Source organism: Rhizobium sp. LARHSG275, assembly GCF_052871115.1.
The window spans coordinates 78107-96031 of the sequence record NZ_JBIXJN010000022.1; the positions used below are offsets into that span (position 1 = coordinate 78107).

Here is a 17925-nt window from a genome sequence, read left to right on the forward strand (position 1 = left end):
CTCGTTAGTCACGGGAATCTACAGTTCCGCAGAAAGTCCGCCGCTGAAGCGCGATGGTCTGCCCAAGGCCAGCTCGGGACGTCGCCCCACGAGCGCGACATTCCCGCCTTCCAATCGAATCCGGCGGGCGACCGCCGCACCGATTCCCGTTCCCCCGCCAGTAATCAAGGCGGTCTTGTTCTTAAAGCGCATGATGTCTCCTCTCACCTTGAGGAATTATCATGGCCCAAAGCGGCGGAGCCGTCGTGTCCACTTCTGCAGTAAGAGTGCACAGACCACGGTGAGCAGACGATGTCGATTGGCCTGCCTGCACCGAGCCACCATATGCGTTCCATATATCAACGTTACGCGGCGAAGGTTGGCTTTTCAGCAGCTTGAGAAAGCGGGAGTAAGGTCGACGGTTCGAATCGGTTCAAGGCGAGCATCGCTCACTTTCGCAATGGCGCCCAATCGGAATAGAAGATCAGATCGCTGAACGTCAGCTTTTGCGCCCCAGATTGGTCATTCCAAGGTCAGGCAACATTTTCCAAGAGCTGCCACTAGAGCGAAATTCTCCAAGAATGTATGACGTTGGGGAATGAGGGCACTAGCCTGATTTTAGTCGTGCCGGATGGGGAAGCGATGGCGAAGACCACCGATGGGCGCAGTGATCTAACGGACTTGGTCGACTATCCGCGCGAGACGCTCGATATTGAGCTTAAGGACTGGATCGACCTTGGTGACAAGGTCGCGCAGGCCAAGCTCGCACGGCATATCGCCGCGCTCGCCAACCATGGCGGCGGCTATCTCGTCTTCGGCTTTCGCGATGACGAAAGCATCGCGCCTAGCCGGCCGACGGACCTTTCAGGATATAGCCGGGATACATTCGGCCGGGTCGTCACCCGATATCTGACGCCCGCCTTCCAGTGCGATGTCCAACTGATTCAGTCGAGCGCCGGCCTCATTTATCCGGTCGTGCGCGTGCCCTCGCACGGATCGACCCCGATCGGCGCCAAGGCTGATGGTCCACACGATCCGAAGGGCCAACCGCAAGGGATCCGGGCCGGCACCTACTATGTCCGCAAGCCCGGTCCAAAGAGCGAAGCGGCGATGGGGGTGGAGGACTGGCAGCCGTTGATCCGGCGTTGCATTCTCTTCGATCGCGACAGTCTGCTCGCGGATATCGCCCGTGCCGTTCAGCCCCGCTCCGAACCACCCGCGCCCGCAATAGAAGATCGGCTGAAGACCTGGCATGGTGAGAGTGAGGCGCGCTGGCGAGCGATCCTTGGGAAGGCGACCGCGCTACGCTGGCTAGTCGATATCGAGGCCAATCATTGCCAGCTGAGCTATATGATCCTGTCCGATACCGGCATCGCGATCCCGGCGCACGAGCTGCAGCGTGTTCTCGCAGAGGTGAACCGCGACGTCCGCCAGACCGTCTGGACGGGATGGAGCATGTTCTATCCCTTCACGCGGCCTGAGATCGCAGCCGCGCTGCACCCCGAGTTCGACGACGGTAGCGGGGTCGACGTGCTGGAGAGCAATCTCATCGGCGACGGCGACTTCGATATCAGCCTGCCCGACTATTGGCGCTTCGCCGTCGACGGTCGGGCAACCATCATCCGCCCCTATCGCGAAGATCGCCAGCGGAGTGTCGAGGGGAAGGGGCGACCGGCCGGCACTTGGCTCAGCCCTGAAACAATCGTTCGCGAAACCGCCGAGTTGGTGACCCACGCCCGGATTGTGGCCGAGCGATACGAGGGTAGCCGCGTCGCCTTTCGATGCACTTGGCGCGGGTTGGCCGGACGCGAGATTGATGACTTCGGCGACATCTATTGGTCACCCGGTCGGCATGCGCGCGCCGATCAGCGCACGACTATCGGTACCTGGGACGTGCCGGTCCTTGCCGCCAATTGGCACGAGGTCGTCGCCCAGCTTTCCTGTCCGGTCCTCAACCTGTTCGGCTTCACCGAGTGCGGCGGTGAGCTGGTCGCGGGGCTGGCGCCGCGGTTCATCAAATTATGAGGTTTGTTCTGGCGCTTTCGACGGGCTGGCCGACCGCCCGCAATGGCGTGAAGTTGCAGCGATGCCACAATGCCGCTCTATAAGTATCTTGCCGAGGAAGCTTACGCCCGCGCGCTGATCGACAAGGGCCAGATCTTCGCGCGCCCCTTGAGCTACTTCCGCGCCTACGAAGACGAGTTGGTGCGCGGCGACCCGGACGACGGCAAGCTGCGCTATGAGCCCGAGGAGGGCCTAGTGCTCACCAAGGAGAATGGCGCTGTCGTTGAGATGCCGCCAGGCTGGCGGTTCCGCTCTTCGGTCCAGGCCGTCGACATTTTTGTCTATTGCCTGAGCACTGAGCTGTCGCCCGACATCGCTGCGAAGTTCGAATGCCCGTTCTGTGTCGAGATCAAAGAGCCGATCCGCCTGTTTGGCCGAATATCGATGCATGTCCGGCTGCGTTCGAGACTCGACCGTAGGGTCTATAGTCGTGAGGTCGACTACCGGAAATTGGCCGCGGCGCCAGGCGCCGACTGGGCGCTCCCCGAGCGGGTTGCTTTCACCAAGCCAGAGGGTTGGGCATGGCAGAAGGAGCATCGGATCGTTATGGGCCGAAAGGGCGCATTCGCGGTCGAGAATGTCGAATGCGCACTCGAAAACGATGGTGACGAAGTGACCGCTGGCACGGCAGCGACCGATCCGATGATCCTGCATGTCGGTAACCTCTCAAAGATCACCAAGCTGCATACCTTTTAACGTCGCCGCTGAAAAATGAGGCACCCAAGCCTATTCTTGGCACCTTTGACGCGCGCGCCATCGGCGACGTTGAGGAAGAGCTTATTGACTAAGGGTGGAAAGGGAAGAACCACAGAGAAGGTGCGAGCGATGAACGGAGGCTTTCGTTGCACCCATCATGGCGCGGAATCAGTCCTGCCCGCCAGGCTCGTCTTCACTTCGTAGCCTCGCTTTTGTTCCCGGTACTTTACCAGTCGTTCGAGCAGCGTTTTCCCCGGCCGCGTGCCCATCATCTCCCGCACTTCGTGTAGGTGCCGCTCATCCCGGGCGAACACTAGCTCCGTCGCACGTCGAATGGTCAGCTTATTCAGGTTCTGCAGTTGTTCAATGGCGTTGTAAGCTTCAACCCGCTCAAACGTCTCACGGTCGCTCACCGCGAAGAACAGTAGCTTCGGCCCTATGGGGAGGAAAATGTATCCCTCCTCTTTCACCAGGCTATAGGACATGGTTACCGGGCTGTCCGACGTTACATAGTCGTAATCGCTGGTAATCGTTCGAGTAAACCAGATCATATTATTGATCATCTGCCCGATACCTTCATGGTCAATGAGGGTGGGCAGCAGTTCGACCGCCCATCCTTGCCAATCCGGATCAGGGATAGTCTTGAGGAACTCTGAGAAACTGTCGGCCGAGCCGTCTGCTTTGAAATGTTGGTACTCGGCATCCAGTTCAGGAACGGCGGCTATCATCTCCTTTGTCAGGCCTTCCCGGAGCGCATCAATGTCGCGAGGCATGCGGAGAAGTAGCGAGATCATAAAGCGCGACCAGGCACTGCGATATCTCGGCTGAGCGAGCCTCTGGTCGCGTGTCTCAATCATTGTGAGGGCTTCCGAAGCGAGCGTGTCGAGTTGCTTCATGAACTCGATTTCAACGCGCTGCGCTTCTTCAGCCGGAGCTCCAGGAATACTGTAAAGACCATTTCCGCCGCCAGTGGACCTTGTAGACACCATACGCGCAATGATCTCATTGTGGGGCTTACTGTAGCGGCACACGCGCTGCTTATCGTCGGCCCAACGCTTGAGGTAGAACCGAGGCAGGTAGTGATGGAATATGGGGAGTTCGGCCGTCATTTCTTCTTCGGAGGTTTTCCCCCGTTCTCCAGGATTTTCTTAATTTCGGCCGCCCGCTTGGCCCTAAGCTCCTCGAATATTTCTGTCAAGGCGTCCTCCAGAAAGTCTCCCTCACCTTCATGACTGCTACCAGCGTGTGATTGTCTCTCCTCCACATCAGTTTGCCATTCGTGCAACGATGGCATAGGAATTTGAGGGAAGCCGCAATATTTTGCCTCTCAGAGCCAATCGCGGACCGCTGCACTGGGGCCACGCATGTCCGTTTACGTCCTGGGTGTGCTAGCAGTGGACTTTCTGCTTCCGGCCCCATGGTCATTCCTCTAGGGACTGGGCGGTGTTAGCTGGAGGTGCATTCGAAATTTGCGGGCCTCTGAAGCGACAGGCTTGCGGTCCACCTCGAAACCCTCCCCCAACTCATTTCCTCGGTGCGTCTTTCGGCTTCGGTTGATAAAGACGCCTTTTGACGTTCGTACGTAGAGCATTGCGGAGATCCTTGTCCGTCATCGAAAGGTCGAACCGTTCCGGATCGAAGTACCCACCGCACCACCGAATGGTTTCAGCATATTCTGGATCTTCTCGATCGGCGATGATCTCCAGGAATCGCTCATATCCCGACACGCCACCAACATCTTCGGGCGGTCGCGCCCGTTCGCCGGCGATGCAGCTTCCTTGTTTGGGCGTAGCAGCGAGCGTCAAGAACTCCTCGACTGCGACGGTGTGCCGCCAGCCATCCCCGAAATCGTAGTGATAGCTGAAGACGGCACCTTGCTCGAAGTCCAGCAAGCGAACCTCTCTCTGATCGAAGACTCGAGGATCGTCATCGGTTGCATCCTCCATCAGGGTCTCGACGTCGCCATACCGAAGACCACCGATGCGGAATTCATAGAGATGATAGTTCCACCAGTTGAATGCGGCCTGAATTCCGAGATGCAGATGCTCGAGGTTCCAATGGACCGGCAGCACCAAACGGCGCCAGACGTCCGGCTCGATGTCGTCGATGGAAACCCTGATCTGCACAGCGTTTGCGGCTTTGAACATTGGGCAAATGAACAAGGTTGGGGGAAGATCGTCAATAAGGCGCGCAATTGTGGCACTGTATTCGAACTGGATCGTCGTTGACGGCATCTCTGCCGGCTTGTGCGGCCTTCGAGGCGTACTATTTCAGGTGTAAACCTGAGCTGGAGCATCGCTATGGATCGAAGCGCGTCCGATATGCCGGAAGTACGCATCGAAATTCTTCCGCCGGACCGCGATGACACCTGTGCGCCAGATGCAGCGACATGTCCGTGCTGTCGAACGTTACGTTCGGCGTCGAGTATGGATGACGATGGCTGCGGCATTTGCGACGAATGCCTGGCACCATGACCGCCGGCGGCAAAACACCTCCATCGGTTCAGGCGAGGTTCGAGGACGCGCTTGCCAGATTGCCGGACGGCTATGTCGACGGACATTTTGGTAATTTATCATGGGGCGTGACCGTCAAGCGGTCGGAGGATGGCAAACGGACCTGGCTCTATGGCCAGGAGCTTAGCGGAACCAATATCGTCAGCTTCAACCTCTATCGATTGGCTGGACCTGGGCCGATACTGAAGCCGTGCGAAATGTCCTCCGCCAAGGTGATCGAATTCGTTCTCGGTTTCGAGCCCACCACAATCAAAGCTGTAATGGCCGAAAAATGAGCACAAGATTTTATATTGCATTGCAACATGCGCATGGCTGCACTGCGATCTGAGCGCTGGCGGTCGGGGCAGCATCTGATATCTTCAGGTCAACGAAGCAATGCACCTCCTCCCGCAGAGCTTCGTGTATCAGGCGACCCGCTCCTCCTCCCAAGGGGAGCCTGACGGAACAGCGGCACTCCTCCTCCCAGCCGTTGTTCAATATTCCGAGAAGCCTGCCGCACCTCCTCCCGCGGCAGGCTTTTTCATTTTCCGATGCATTCAAGCGCTGAGTGCAGACGTCAAAGGAGAATGCCCTGTTCCACCGGCTCTCCGGATTTCGAGACAATCGTGGATCCGTATGGTTCGCGGGACGAGATGATCAGCGCGTCATTCGGTAGCGGGCGGGCAAGTTTCTTGGCCTCTTCCCAGGGCGCCCGCATCCAGATGTCGGTCTCTTCCTTCGTCAGCAACAGGACCGGCATGGCCTTGTCATGGATCGGTTTCACCAGGTCGTTGGGACCCGTGGTCAAAAAGCCATAGAGGTCATCAGTGGTCAGGCCGTCCCTGACCTTTCGAACACTCTGCCATTGCGGCACATGGAGACCGGCAAAGAACATCAGCGGCTTGGTTGCGTCACGGGCGAACCAGGCGTTCGGCACGTTGCCGCCTTGCTGCTGGCTGGCCGGATCCGGCTCGGCGAAACTGGTGACCGGGACGAGACATCTGTTTTCGACACCGAACCATCGCGTCCAGTGAGGGAAACTGAGCTTGCGCACGTTGGTCGTGCCGCGGTCGGCTTCCATGCGGATCAGTTCTTCGAGATCGAACGGCTTGCCTTTCGCCGCAAGTTTCTCGGCCTTTACCTTGGCCGCCTTCTCAAGTGCGAAGCGCGGCGAGGGCAGTCCCCAGCGCGCATGGACCAGTTGCTTCTTGCCGTCGGCGGTGTTGCGGACGATCGGCCCCATCTGATCGGGGTTCATCTGGTAGGCGGGCATCAGATTGATCAGGCTTTGGGCGTCCTGGGCCCATTTGGCGACCCAGTCCTTGTCTTCCATGCGATAGAGGTTACACATAGCAGGCCATCTACTCCACGTGAGCTCGAATGGTGACCAATCTAGCGGATGGCGCTGATTTCGCTAGTCGAGCCGGAAGACGTCGGCATTGTCCTGGCGTTCTCGCAAGCCTTTGTAGGACGAATGGCGGAGTTTACCGTCTATCGTCCAGGCGCGAAACTCGATCTCGGCAATCAGGGTCGGTTCGACCCAGATGACATCTGCACTTCCGGAATAGGGCAGGGGCGGTTGCTTTCGCTTCCATCGCAGCGTGTCCAGCATCTTCCACAATCGGATCGCCTCGGCTTCCTTGAAGCCCGTGCCGACGCTCCCCATGTGGACGAGCTCATCACCACGATACGCTGCGAGTATCAACGAGCCGAAGCCGGCAGGCGAAGCTGATGACATTTCATAGCCGACGATGAAGAAGGCCTCGCTCTGGACGCATTTGATTTTCACCCAGTCTCCGGTCCGGCCAGAGCGATAGGGCCGATCGAGGTGCTTGCCGACAATGCCTTCCAGGCCGAGGCGGCAGACATGCTCAAGCAGGACAGCTGGTTCGCCATCGAGTGTTTCCGATAGCCGAATAGCGCCGACCTGCTCGTCCTTTGCGCCGTTCAACAAGTCCTCGAGAAGATGTCGGCGGGACCGGTATTCGACACCGCGCAGATCGTGGCCGTCCAGATAAACAAGATCGAAAGCGTAAAGGACGGCGTCGGAGGCACGGTTGCCGGCTTGTTTACCGGATGCGCCCAGCGATTGCTGCAATAGCCCGAAATCCGGCCGACCCTCTTCGTCAAGCACGCAGCTGTGGCTGGGCGGGATTGCGCTTGCCTCGCGGCCTGGAACGGATCGGGGCCCCGGCGTCACGCAGGAGGGGTTTTGATCTCGGAGGCTTCTTCATCGCCCCAGTTCAGCAGAAAAATCTTAAAGACACTGTGACGATATCGACTTGTCCCCGCAATTCACACAAAGGGAGTAGCGCTCGCAAACGCTCGGAAAAAAATCCGCGGGCTGCTACTGCGCTGATTCTCATCGGCATTCTGCTGATTTCTAATGTTCAGGATAATATTCCCATTCCTCCGGTTGCTCGCCTCGCGCGCGCTTCCCGCCTGCTTTCAATCTTCTCGATTGCCGGTATTAATGTTCGCTTCCGCCATCGCTCGTCTAGCCTTGTGTCGTCCACGAAATGTTTGAGTATGTCGAGGACGTCGGTACCCGTGACGTCGTGAGCATTCCGGCCAAACTGATGGCTTCTCAGGAAGCAAAACAGATCTGATAGGCAATGGACCGCTTCTTTGTGGTCGTTGTCTTCGAGGGCGTCGTCGATATAAGTCCGGACAACCCACCATGCGGCATTTATCTGACGGATTGCGATCTCATCGCGTCGTTGTGTCGCCGGGCTCATAATGTTGCCGATACGGCTTTTCAGGCACAGCACAGGGTGCATCACCGCCACCTCTATGGTGGAGCCGTCTTCGCTTCGAAGCATGATGGTGGTTACGCCGTTTCGAAATTCCTCTCGTTTGACACCAATGATGTCATGGAGGAAGTCCACGATAATTGGACGGCCGTTCATATTCGCTTCGACAATTGCGGTACTTGGCGAATTCATACTGTCTTTGTCAGGTGTCTTGACGGTGCCACCGATGGCTTCCGCTAATTTTTCGGCCGCTTGCACACCGCCATAGTAATCGATGTCTTTACTCGTGAATGGTTTGTACTTTTCGAGCTCGGGCTGCACAGTTTCGTAGAAGCCAGCCCAAAGAAATGTCGCCTGTCCACCGACGATGAAAGCCTCATCATCGACAGTAAGATTCGAAACTATTTTGATGACTTCGTCCGGACGCAGAAACTCATTGTAGACCGTCATGCCAGCTGCATGCGCACCCTACGTTGCCCAATGCTCATCTGCTCTGGTTTGAATGCCGAGAACAAGCCATTGCGCTCGAAAAGTTTATCGGCGTCGACCTCGCCCTTGAGAAGACGCGCTGAGTCAAGCTCGCGATCCCGCTGTTTTTCGCGGCGGCGCTGATCAACATCAAAGTGGGCGCGATCTGAATCCATTTCTCTTCTCTTTAGAGATCGATGTCACTCATACTCTTCTTTTGTCGATCATTCAATGAGCTCCAGCTGACGTTTGTTCCAGCTGTTCGCACTGGATTGGTATAACAGATATCGGTTGAATAGTCATTAATTCGATGCGCTTGCGCCATGCGGGCCGGTCTGCCCAACCAACCAGGATGGAGAAGCCTGACGTAGGAGGGCCTAAGCCGGAGACGAGCAATGGCGATCATTCCGCCGCCAACCATATGCAAACCAATAAATTTCTATCTGTTTTTGCATATGGTTGACGGCCGGCGTCGCTGGTCGAACAAGCTGACCGAGCGGGTGCCGTGACGTCTATAAAACGCCAAGCAATGTCATGGGGCGACCCCATCCCGTAGCAGTTTTTCATGAATCTCGTTGGCCGACATAGGCTTGCCAACCAAATACCCCTGCAATTGATCGCTGCCTGAATCCCGCAATATTTCGGCTTGCCGCTGGGTCTCGACACCTTCGGCTGTCACGGGGATATCGAGTGCGCTGGCCATACCGTTAAGCGCAAAAATTTGCGACAGGCCCGTTAAACGCCGCCCCTGATCGCAACCCGCCTCGCCCGCTATCTTACCGTCGCCGGCAGCACTTCGAATTTCCAGAATTTTTCCGGACTGAAATAGGTCGCGGCAAACACGCGGATATCTCCGGCGGTGACCTTGCCGTAGCCGGTGAGACTATTGCGTATCCGGTCCAAACGACGCGAGTCCGTCTGGGCGTGGTGCAGATATTCAATCCAATATTCGTTGCTCTGCTGCTGATGCTTCAATGTCTCGACGATGGGCTCGCGGGCGCGCGCAAGCTCATCCGGAGAGACATCATGCGACCGCAGGTCGGTGGCGATCTCTTCGACAACTGCGTAGAAGCGCGGGACCTTTTCCGGTTCCGTCTCGACGGAGAAATAGGCGTAGCCGTAGCCGGGAACTTCCCTTGACAGGTCAACGACGCCCTGCACGGCATAGCTTGCGCCTTCGGCAATACGAAACTGGTCAATCAGCCTGTTCTGGAAAATCTGGATGGCGATCTTGGCAGTGAACGACCGCGGCAGATCGGAGAGCAAATCGCCGATGGAAGTCCCTACTGCGGCGGCGGCATTATCTGCCCTGCCGCTGTGGGTCTGCAAAACGGGCTTCTCGGTCGTCGCCGGAAAACGCACGTCGTCCCGATCGTTGCTCGACGCCGTCTCCGGGCGCGGCGGCAAAGCGCCAAAGGTTTCAGCCGTCAGCCGGATTGCGTCGTCCACCGTTACGTCGCCGACGATGGCGATATCGATCGGGCCGTTGGAAACCATAGGCCGGAACAGCGCCTCGAATTCGTCTGGCTTGGCGGCGGACAACTGCGCGCGGTCGGGGAAGGTCCAGCGCGGGTCGCCGGAATGCACGAGACCTGCGAAATCGCGGCTGACAACACCGCCGGGCGACGCGTCATACCGATCGAGGCGGCTCAAATATGCCTGCTGCACCTGCTTGAATGCCTCTGGGCGGTATGCGGGATCGGAAATGTATGCCGCCATCAGCTGCAATTGAGTCGCAAGATCTTCCGTCCGCGTGCGACCGTGGAACTTAAAGGAGCTGTCGCCGACCGAGAAGTCGACGCCGACGATATTACCCGTGAGCGCATTCTGTATATCCTGGCAATCCATGGCCTTCAGGCCGGACCGCTCGACGGCCCGAGATGCCCAGATCGGGGCGGAATGGTCGTTAGGCAGGCCAAGCCGACCGCGGCCGATATCTTCGCGCACCAGCACTTCGTTGGCACGCAGTTTGGTCGGCTTGACGGTAAGGCGCACGCCGTTGGAAAAGCGCACCATGGTCAAACCCAGATCCTCGACCGTACGGCGTTCGACCACGGCACCCGGTCCGCCGAAATGGGTGTAGGGCCAGGCGACATCGGCCGCACCGGATGGTGCCGAGACAGCAATAGCCTTTGAAGCATCATAGACTTGCCGAACCGTATCGGCTCCGCCCTGCGGTGATCGGGCGGTCTGAAGCACGACCTGCGGACCATTGCCGGAGAATGCATGCAGCAGGGCCTGATTGACCTCGGCCGCCGTGACGCCGTTGGTCATCGTCTCGAACAGCGAAAGGTCTTTGGCGGGCGAGGTGAAGACTTGATTGTCATCGACGCTGCCAGCCAGCGCCGAGGCGATGTCGGTGGTCGTGCGCGTCGCGGCTCCGGCCGCGGCAGCCTGGAGGATGGAGCGGTATCCAAGAATTTCGCGATCGAGTTCAGCCTGCCCAACGCCGAACTCCTGGATGCGCCGCTGTTCCTGGTCAATGGCCGTCAGCGCCGCCTGCCATTTGTCCGGCTCCGAATCCGCCGCGATCTGGACGACATGGGCGGAATGAAGGAGGTCCTGGGCGCCGGCGCCCGCACTGATGAAGGGGGCATCCGCCTTGCCGGCAATGGTGCTCAGCCGACGCTGGAGCACCCTCAGGCCGAGATCTTCGATAAGCTTGGTGCGGCGCTTGGCGAACGTTTCGGGCGCGGCGTCATAGGGACGCGTCCAGGCGATCCGTACGCTGGTCATGCCGCCGGGAACGACGAAGACGTCGGCGCTTTCGCCTTTCGTCTCCAATGTGCCAGGATCCGGTTCTGCAGGCGGCGGACCCACGGCCTTCCAGTCGCCGAAGCGCTGGCGGATTTCGATTTCCATGGCGGCGGGGTCGATATCGCCAACCACTATCAGCGTCGCCCGCTCGGGCCGGTAGTTGGCCCGGTAATATTCACGGACAAGCTCCACGGGGGCATTGCTGATGATGTCGGTTTTACCGATCGGGGCGCGCATGGTCGCGGGCTTGCCGGCAAGCAACGAATTCATGATTTCGACCTCCGCGCGATACTGCGGCGTGTCGCGCAGCCGCTCCTCCGACAGAATGACGCCGCGTTCGCGATCAAAGGCGCTGGCATCGAGGGTCAGCTCGCTCGCCGTCTCGCGCATCAGCATCAGGCCCGTCGAAACCGTGTCGGCATCGACCTCGGGCAGATCGAATTTATAGACAGTCTCGTCACAAGAGGTATGGGCGTTGATGTCCGGCCCGAAGGCCAGGCCCTTGCGCTGCAGGATGCGGATAATCTCCCCTTGGGGGACATTCGTCGAACCCTTGAAGGCCATGTGCTCGAGAAAATGCGCCAGACCCTGCTGGTTGTCGTTTTCCTGGAGCGAGCCGGAGGCGATGTGAAAGCGGATCGCTGCCTGTCCGGCCGGAGTGACATTCGGCATAATTGCAAATCGCATGCCGTTGGCGAGCGTCCCGAAATGGACATCGGGGTCGGCTTGGAGATCGCTTTTGTGAAACATTTTTTATCCTGGCGTTGACAATCAACGATGTGGTTGTTGAGGCCTAGCTCTTGTGAAGAGCATATACGCGAGACTTACCCGCAGCTCAACGCGAGCATGACAGTTCCTATCAAACTCATCATGGTCTTGCGGAATCCCGTGATGATTTCATCACGAATGCGGCTTGCTAATTCCACGAGATTACGAAATCCTAGTGCCGACCGGGTTTAATTACGAAGAGGTGAAAAATGGCGGCAAAATCAAGACCGACAGCGGCCGACGTCGCAAGGCGTGCGGACGTTGGCGTGGCAACGGTCGATAGGGTTCTCAACGGCAGAGCCCCTGTGAGAAAGGAAACGGCCGATCGCGTCAGAGAGGCGGCCGAAGCTATCGGCTATCATGCGCTGCCCCTCATAAGACACCGGACGAACGCAAGGAACGTAAGGAACGTCCGACTTGGCTTCGTACTTCAGAAAGGGACGGATCCATTCTATCAGAATGTCGCTACTGGCCTTAGAAGAGAGCTTACATCCAGGCTTGACGTTAAGGGAAAGCCCGACATCGTTTTCGTGGATGACATCACCGCGGAGTCGCTGAGGAAGAAAATCCTGGAGGTCGGATCGAGGACAGACGCGGTCGCGGTCGTAGCGATCGACCATCCGCTTGTCGTGTTAGCCGTTGATGAACTCAATCTGCGAAAGAAGCCCGTCTTCACTTTGCTGTCGGGAATTTCGGCGAGCGGGGTCACCGGGTATATCGGTTTGGATAGCCGCAAGGTCGGCCGCACCGGCGCTTTCATCATCTCCAAAATGGCCGGAGCCAAAGGCAAAATTGCCACACTCGTGGGAAGTCATAGATACCTGGGGCAAGATCTCAGTGAGATGGGGTTTCGATCCTATTTCCGTGAAATAGGAGAAGAGGCCCGGTTGCTTGAAACAATTGTCAATTTCGACAATCCAGAGGTGGCTCGTGAAGTCACAACGAGCCTCCTTGATAGACACGCCGATCTCGCTGCCATATACAATGCGGGTGGCGGACAGGACGGGATTGTTCAGGCAATTCGAGCTCATAGTAGCGGCCAGCGGCCGGTCGTCGTTTGCAACGATCTGACTGACGCGACGCGACCCGCGCTGATTGACGGCGTTATCAGTTGTTTCCTCTGCTTACCAATCGAGGCATTTGCGCGTGCGGTCATTGATGAGATGGTTTCCTCCATCATAGGCATACGGCCGGCCGCGCCAAACCGGACCTTGCCATTTGACGTCATTTTTGCCGAGAACTTGCCTGCATAGCCGGCGGGTCGTTCAAGTCTCGCGGTAAGCTTTCACCATGGTCGTCCCTCGGTACCGGCTGGAGGTCGATGTCACGTTGTTTCATCCTAGCTAGACTGCCGCATGGCCTCCAAGAAACTCAACCTCAAATCCCGCGAAGCGTTCGCCGAGCTGTCGCTGCACCACAAGAACGCTTACCTGCAGGAAGTAGCCGGTCTAATCATAGCCGTGCGGGGTGAGGATCCGGTCGAATTGGACAAGGACGCGCTAGCGCGTTTGCGCCGCTACTACAGCCGTCGCTCCATGGCTGACCTTCGCCTCAACGAAGTGGGCGGACCGCTCCGCCGCACCTTTGAGAGCTTGGCTGACGGTATTCGCAGCGACGAGGTTGTAACCCTCCTCAAGCACGAGCTGCCAGCACCTCGCCGTAGCGCTGCGTTTTCGCGTCCGGCGCCGATCGATGACGCCCAGCTGATGTTTTTTGTGCCGTCTGTTCACGACGCGCCGCTCAAGGACGACTTCAATCTCATGGACATTGCACCTTTTGCGCTGTCCAAATCCGGCGGGGCAGGGGTTATTCGCTACGAGCTGAAAGACTCCATCATCACCATCGAAGGAGGTGCGGAGGTCGGGCTGGCAACGGCTTACGACTACGACATCGTCATCAACATGATCTCGCATCTGGCGGAAGCCACACGGCGCTTCCGCATCGACGAGGCCAAGGGCCTCAAGCCGAGCATTCCGCCCCAGGTGTACCGCCCAGCTGCAGCCGAAATCCTCAAGTTCTGCCGGCGTGAGCTTGGTGGTAAGCAATACGAGGATCTGGAGCGTGCGTTAGCGCGCCTGCAGGCAACGAATATCCGCATCACCAATCTTAAAGGCGATCGTAAAGGCCGGGACCGCCGCGCAACCGAATCCTTCCCGCTGATCGGTCGCTACAAGGTCGTCAGCCGCACCAACCAGGATCGGATAGGCCAGGTCGAGATTGAAATCCCGGGGTGGGTCTATGAAGGGGTTGTGCGGCCTGATGGAAAGCCGACCATCCTGACGCTCAATCCCGACTACTTCCTGCTGTCACGGCCGATCGCCCGTTTCATTTACCGCCTTGCCCGTAAGGCTGCCGGCGACACCACGGCCTTTTATTCCTTGAAGGAACTGCACAAGCGTAGCGGTGCGAAGGGTCCGATGCGAAAATTCCGCCAGACGATTGAGGAGATCGTCGAGACGGCCAAGACTACCCCGCTACCTGACTATGATCTCAACCTTGAGGATCGCGGTCACGATCTGGTCTTGCACATGCGCAAGCGCAACAAGAGCCTTCCCGGGGAGATGGACCTCGCAGCGATCGCCTAATTTTGGCAAGCGCCGTACTTCGATCCGCCCATTTTTGACAAAAATATGAGCGCGCGATTCACAGGCGATATTTGTCACAAAACCGTACTTCAATCCGCCTCTTTTTGACAAAAATGGCTGTGGCACGATGTTTGAGGAGTTATCCCCAGTGGCTGTGGATATGTCGAAGTCCACCGTACTTCGGTCCACGATAACCGTACTTCGTTCTGTCGGCGCCGTACATCATTCCGTCAACTGCCGTACATCGTTCCGTCAAAACCGTACTTCGATCCCAAAGCGCCTTGTAAGCTACTGATATAGGAAGCTTTTTTACCCTAAAACTAGAATAAAACTTCTTTCTTTTAAAACTATCGAAACTTAGAGAAAACGCTGACGCTGACATTTTTTAAATTTTTCGCATTTCTAAAAAGGGCGTTAGCAGTGCAAGAGAACCAGATTTGTCGTAGCTCCGTATTTAGCCGACGCCAAAAATGAAGCACCCCTGGGGGCCGTCTGCCCCCAGACCCCCGAGGATACTTGCCAAAGGGTTAGGGAAGGGCGGTTGGGTAGGTTTTGCAGAGGAAACGAGAGGTAGGTCGGCTGGGGACGCAAAACGCTGACCTTGCCCCCAAGACATAAAAAAACCTTGCGCCGGCTTTTTCCCCCAACCGCCCGGAGCGCATGTCTCTCAGGATGCTGGGTTAGTTGTTAACTCTCAACATGGTGTTGCGTGGCCCTTTAGTCAACCGATATGGACGGCCACCGCCGCTCCAGGTGCGCCGGCCATTCCTGTCCCGCAGCGGGATCCGGGCTGCTGAAACTGAAGCAAACAATCGTTTTCGCGGCTGAACCGCGCAGCCATCTTACAAAAGCCGAATTGGCTAAGCTTTACGTGCATAAGCTACTTATCATATTCCATGGCGAGCAGAAATGGACGGACCGATAATTTTCAGGATGCAGCGATAACGACAATTGCGTCCTGTTCATATATCTAAATGAGTAGTGGTTAATTCCGAAGGAAGTTCGGAATTCCAAAATACGCAGCTGCCGGTGCAATGTAGTTTCGAGGCGCCGGCAACGTAAAACGATATTTATTCAAAACAAAACATGCAAAAATAGGAGGATAGGTCGTGAACTATCGGAGAATTGTTCTTGCGCGCTTTGCGCAAGCGTTTGCTTGCAACAGGAATCATTCTGCGTGCACCCGCTCAGGCGCCGGGAAGAATTCCACCACCTATTGTGCAGATTCATGCGAGACGCTCCTGATGCCGGACATCGGCAAATAATGGCGCGCGAGGGGTTGCGCGCGGCCGAGGCAATCTGTGTCGATGCGTAATGGCTCGAGGCTTGCATGCAACCCCTACCATATCCACCAATTGTCGAAATTGTTGACGCTGCCTTTCATATGGCAGAGCGGAGGCTAAGATGACCACGGCATGTGATGAGAAACATATGGAATTGAAGCCGATTTCGAGCTGCAGACGAGAAGTCGAAGTCGCGATGGTGGAAATGCTCGTCAGTTTGCAGAAACGTGGATGGTCGGCTGCGGAATTGGCACTGGCGCTCGCAGATGCCTCCGAAGATCTCGTCATGCTGATTGCGACCAAAAGGCTTCGACCGAATTAGGTCGTGGTGACGATTTAACGATGTGGGATTCCGCCGGAGGCGCAAATCAGATTCAAGGCTGACTTTTGGAGATCGGCCGTGGATTGTGATGCGCTTCGGGATGACCAGTGGGAACGGATCAAGGATTGTGTGCCGGGCGGCACGAAGGGCAAACGCGCGCCCGCGCACGAACAACCGGCTGTTCCTGGACGCGCTGTTGTGGACCGCCCGTTCCGGCGGTCGCTGGCGTGACCTGCGCGAACGGCTCGGCGGGCACTCTAAACTTAACGCTGCGAAGACAAGATCTGGGAGTGAGGCTTTGGTTCATTCGGCGTGAAGGGGCGCGATTTGGCGCCATGCTTGGATGGCAGTTGCTCGCAGTTCTCGATGGTGGGTGGATGGAGTATCGTGGCGGGGAACGTTAAAGAGGTTGGCGTTCGGGTCGGTACGGAAACGAAACGCTGAAGATGTCGCGCTGACTAGAAGCGCTTCATGATCCTCTCTCGCCGTCGGACGGGTTGATGAGAGGGCACTGTCACATTGATTGAGCGGTAAGGAAATTGAGGTAGCAGCGCACCCATGACCGTGAGTGCACCGACCTACAAGAACCACCGCTATCCGATCGAAATCGTAGCCCGTGCTGTCTGGCTCTACTTTCGCTTTAATCTGCGCCTGCGCGATGTCGAGGAAATGCTGCTCGATTTCGGGATCGTCGTTTCCTAGGAGACCATCCGCCGATGGTGCCGAAAGCATGGCCTTGATTAGCGCGCCGCATACGCCGCAAGGCGCCGACGAAAGGGGATGTCTGGCACTTCGATGAAGTCGTGGTGCGCATCAACGGTCAGAAATGCTGGTTGTGGAGAGCGGTTGATCAGGAGGGATATGTGCTCGACGAGATCGTCCAGACGCGCCGTAACACCAAGGCGGCCAAGCGCCTGCTGACGCGACTTCTGAAGAAGCAGGGCATGCCGCCAAAGCGTATGATCACCGACAAATTGCGCTCCTACGGGGCGGCCAAACGCCAGGTCATGCCGAACGTGGAACACCGCTCGCATAATGGCTTGAACAACCGGGCGGAGAATTCTCACCTGCCGTTGAGAAAACGGGAGCGAACGCGACAGGGTTTCCGGTCGGTTGGCTCATTGCAACCTTTCGTGTCGATCTTCTCCGCCGTCCGAAACCTCTATCGACGCCAGGCAATGGCCGCGTGGGAAGCCGTGAGTGCACGGCCTGCCTGAAAAGCGCAGGCTCGGCCTCACGTGGCCACATTCAAACAACGTGACAGCGCCGGCACCGCACCTCGCGCGCCGCTCAATCACCTTCGACCGTGGGACCGCCGCGGAGATTGGCTTGCGGCGTGGCCGCCAGTTGATCTGCATCAACGCCGCAACGGCAAACCAGACATAGGATCTCGCCGTCGCAACGGAGGAAGAGTCTATGCCCGCAAACACCGTCATTCCTATCGGCGACGGCGCCCTTTCCACTGCAGTTAGAATGCGCTTGGAACTGGAACTCGGACTGACGTACGATGTCGTGAAGGTGACGGTTCTCAATGGCGAGGTGACCTTGCGCGGAAGGATGGCGTGTCCGTCGAAAAGGGAAGCAGCGAAGGTCACCGCGGAGAGCGTGCGCGGCGTGCGCAGAGTACTCAGCGACATTTCGACGGCGTATTACATGGCCGGAAGCCCAGCCGATCGTTCGAAGGAAGGCTGCGCATGGGCCTGTCGCAAATTTTGGCGCTCAACGGTATGTTGACCATGGGAAGAGAGATGCCGCTCC

The 17925-nt window shown here is 57.6% G+C and carries 14 protein-coding genes and 5 pseudogenes; 9 read left to right on the forward strand and 10 right to left on the reverse strand.

From position 1 onward, the window contains the following. Nucleotides 1–72 precede the first annotated feature (72 nt). Nucleotides 73–192: pseudogene (locus ACIPSK_RS26405) on the reverse strand (SDR family NAD(P)-dependent oxidoreductase); the annotation flags it as partial. 429 nt (nucleotides 193–621) lie between these two features. Here ACIPSK_RS26405 and ACIPSK_RS26410 point away from each other — a divergent pair. Both ACIPSK_RS26410 and ACIPSK_RS26415 read left to right on the forward strand, forming a co-directional pair. Then, a complete protein-coding gene (locus ACIPSK_RS26410) occupies nucleotides 622–2004 on the forward strand; it encodes an AlbA family DNA-binding domain-containing protein (protein WP_017969063.1) in 1383 nt (460 codons plus the stop codon). 69 nt (nucleotides 2005–2073) lie between these two features. Continuing rightward, complete coding sequence (locus tag ACIPSK_RS26415) at nucleotides 2074–2739, forward strand: hypothetical protein (protein ID WP_017969062.1); 666 nt, start codon at nucleotides 2074–2076, stop codon at nucleotides 2737–2739. 155 nt (nucleotides 2740–2894) lie between these two features. Here the strand turns inward: ACIPSK_RS26415 and ACIPSK_RS26420 are convergent, their stop codons facing one another. Together ACIPSK_RS26420 and ACIPSK_RS26425 are read right to left on the reverse strand one after the other, a co-directional pair. Then, on the reverse strand, nucleotides 2895–3848 hold the full coding sequence (locus tag ACIPSK_RS26420) for a DUF4238 domain-containing protein (protein WP_162118162.1): 954 nt from the start codon (nucleotides 3846–3848) through the stop codon (nucleotides 2895–2897). A gap of 414 nt (nucleotides 3849–4262) precedes the next feature. Further along, nucleotides 4263–4886: a plasmid pRiA4b ORF-3 family protein gene (locus ACIPSK_RS26425; protein ID WP_026154662.1), complete on the reverse strand. Its 624-nt coding sequence runs from the start codon at nucleotides 4884–4886 to the stop codon at nucleotides 4263–4265. A 311-nt stretch (nucleotides 4887–5197) separates the two neighbouring features. On the opposite strand from ACIPSK_RS26425, the gene ACIPSK_RS26430 reads away from it, so the two are divergent. Next, on the forward strand, nucleotides 5198–5527 hold the full coding sequence (locus tag ACIPSK_RS26430; protein WP_446533047.1) for a hypothetical protein: 330 nt from the start codon (nucleotides 5198–5200) through the stop codon (nucleotides 5525–5527). A gap of 281 nt (nucleotides 5528–5808) precedes the next feature. Here the strand turns inward: ACIPSK_RS26430 and ACIPSK_RS26435 are convergent, their stop codons facing one another. From ACIPSK_RS26435 to ACIPSK_RS26460, 6 genes and pseudogenes are all read right to left on the reverse strand, one after another. Next, nucleotides 5809–6582, reverse strand: a complete 774-nt coding sequence (locus ACIPSK_RS26435; RefSeq protein ID WP_017969056.1) for an SOS response-associated peptidase family protein — start codon at nucleotides 6580–6582, stop codon at nucleotides 5809–5811. Nucleotides 6583–6645: 63 nt separating this feature from the next. Beyond that, a pseudogene (gene ligD, locus ACIPSK_RS26440) lies at nucleotides 6646–7465 on the reverse strand (non-homologous end-joining DNA ligase). Between the two features lie 156 nt (nucleotides 7466–7621). After that, entirely contained in the window at nucleotides 7622–8434 is an 813-nt protein-coding gene (locus ACIPSK_RS26445) for a hypothetical protein (protein ID WP_017969055.1), read from the reverse strand. Beyond that, complete coding sequence (locus ACIPSK_RS26450) at nucleotides 8431–8628, reverse strand: hypothetical protein (protein ID WP_017969054.1); 198 nt, start codon at nucleotides 8626–8628, stop codon at nucleotides 8431–8433. Before ACIPSK_RS26450 ends, ACIPSK_RS26445 begins: the two co-directional genes overlap by 4 nt. A gap of 356 nt (nucleotides 8629–8984) precedes the next feature. Beyond that, nucleotides 8985–9155 (reverse strand): EAL domain-containing protein, encoded by a 171-nt coding sequence (locus ACIPSK_RS26455; RefSeq protein WP_017969052.1) that lies wholly within the window; start codon nucleotides 9153–9155, stop codon nucleotides 8985–8987. Nucleotides 9156–9223: 68 nt separating this feature from the next. Continuing rightward, nucleotides 9224–11959: a M16 family metallopeptidase gene (locus ACIPSK_RS26460; RefSeq protein WP_446533048.1), complete on the reverse strand. Its 2736-nt coding sequence runs from the start codon at nucleotides 11957–11959 to the stop codon at nucleotides 9224–9226. Nucleotides 11960–12186: 227 nt separating this feature from the next. On the opposite strand from ACIPSK_RS26460, the gene ACIPSK_RS26465 reads away from it, so the two are divergent. From ACIPSK_RS26465 to ACIPSK_RS26480, 4 genes and pseudogenes are all read left to right on the forward strand, one after another. Beyond that, complete coding sequence (locus tag ACIPSK_RS26465; RefSeq protein WP_446533049.1) at nucleotides 12187–13230, forward strand: LacI family DNA-binding transcriptional regulator; 1044 nt, start codon at nucleotides 12187–12189, stop codon at nucleotides 13228–13230. A gap of 102 nt (nucleotides 13231–13332) precedes the next feature. Continuing rightward, nucleotides 13333–14562, forward strand: coding sequence for a replication initiator protein A (locus ACIPSK_RS26470; protein ID WP_017969049.1), 1230 nt, complete (start codon nucleotides 13333–13335; stop codon nucleotides 14560–14562). Nucleotides 14563–15966: 1404 nt separating this feature from the next. Beyond that, on the forward strand, nucleotides 15967–16167 hold the full coding sequence (locus tag ACIPSK_RS26475) for a hypothetical protein (RefSeq protein ID WP_026154661.1): 201 nt from the start codon (nucleotides 15967–15969) through the stop codon (nucleotides 16165–16167). Nucleotides 16168–16245: 78 nt separating this feature from the next. Beyond that, a pseudogene (locus ACIPSK_RS26480) lies at nucleotides 16246–16417 on the forward strand (transposase); the annotation flags it as partial. Nucleotides 16418–16470: 53 nt separating this feature from the next. Here ACIPSK_RS26480 and ACIPSK_RS26485 read toward each other — a convergent pair. Beyond that, a pseudogene (locus tag ACIPSK_RS26485) lies at nucleotides 16471–16673 on the reverse strand (IS6 family transposase); the annotation flags it as partial. 52 nt (nucleotides 16674–16725) lie between these two features. On the opposite strand from ACIPSK_RS26485, the pseudogene ACIPSK_RS26490 reads away from it, so the two are divergent. Together ACIPSK_RS26490 and ACIPSK_RS26495 are read left to right on the forward strand one after the other, a co-directional pair. Further along, nucleotides 16726–17384 (forward strand): annotated as a pseudogene (locus ACIPSK_RS26490) (IS6 family transposase). A gap of 199 nt (nucleotides 17385–17583) precedes the next feature. Further along, the gene (locus ACIPSK_RS26495; RefSeq protein WP_017969047.1) at nucleotides 17584–17901 is read left to right on the forward strand and encodes a BON domain-containing protein; all 318 of its coding nucleotides are present in this window, start codon (nucleotides 17584–17586) and stop codon (nucleotides 17899–17901) included. Nucleotides 17902–17925: the final 24 nt, after the last annotated feature.

Coding starts and splice junctions, on each gene's coding strand:
- ACIPSK_RS26410 (WP_017969063.1), top strand. CDS start 622: ATGGCGAAGACCACCGATGGGCGCAGTGATCTAACGGACTTGGTCGAC.
- ACIPSK_RS26415 (WP_017969062.1), top strand. CDS start 2,074: ATGCCGCTCTATAAGTATCTTGCCGAGGAAGCTTACGCCCGCGCGCTG.
- ACIPSK_RS26420 (WP_162118162.1), bottom strand. CDS start 3,848: ATGACGGCCGAACTCCCCATATTCCATCACTACCTGCCTCGGTTCTAC.
- ACIPSK_RS26425 (WP_026154662.1), bottom strand. CDS start 4,886: ATGTTCAAAGCCGCAAACGCTGTGCAGATCAGGGTTTCCATCGACGAC.
- ACIPSK_RS26430 (WP_446533047.1), top strand. CDS start 5,198: ATGCCTGGCACCATGACCGCCGGCGGCAAAACACCTCCATCGGTTCAG.
- ACIPSK_RS26435 (WP_017969056.1), bottom strand. CDS start 6,582: ATGTGTAACCTCTATCGCATGGAAGACAAGGACTGGGTCGCCAAATGG.
- ACIPSK_RS26445 (WP_017969055.1), bottom strand. CDS start 8,434: ATGACGGTCTACAATGAGTTTCTGCGTCCGGACGAAGTCATCAAAATA.
- ACIPSK_RS26450 (WP_017969054.1), bottom strand. CDS start 8,628: ATGGATTCAGATCGCGCCCACTTTGATGTTGATCAGCGCCGCCGCGAA.
- ACIPSK_RS26455 (WP_017969052.1), bottom strand. CDS start 9,155: ATGGCCAGCGCACTCGATATCCCCGTGACAGCCGAAGGTGTCGAGACC.
- ACIPSK_RS26460 (WP_446533048.1), bottom strand. CDS start 11,959: ATGTTTCACAAAAGCGATCTCCAAGCCGACCCCGATGTCCATTTCGGG.
- ACIPSK_RS26465 (WP_446533049.1), top strand. CDS start 12,187: ATGGCGGCAAAATCAAGACCGACAGCGGCCGACGTCGCAAGGCGTGCG.
- ACIPSK_RS26470 (WP_017969049.1), top strand. CDS start 13,333: ATGGCCTCCAAGAAACTCAACCTCAAATCCCGCGAAGCGTTCGCCGAG.
- ACIPSK_RS26475 (WP_026154661.1), top strand. CDS start 15,967: ATGACCACGGCATGTGATGAGAAACATATGGAATTGAAGCCGATTTCG.
- ACIPSK_RS26495 (WP_017969047.1), top strand. CDS start 17,584: ATGCCCGCAAACACCGTCATTCCTATCGGCGACGGCGCCCTTTCCACT.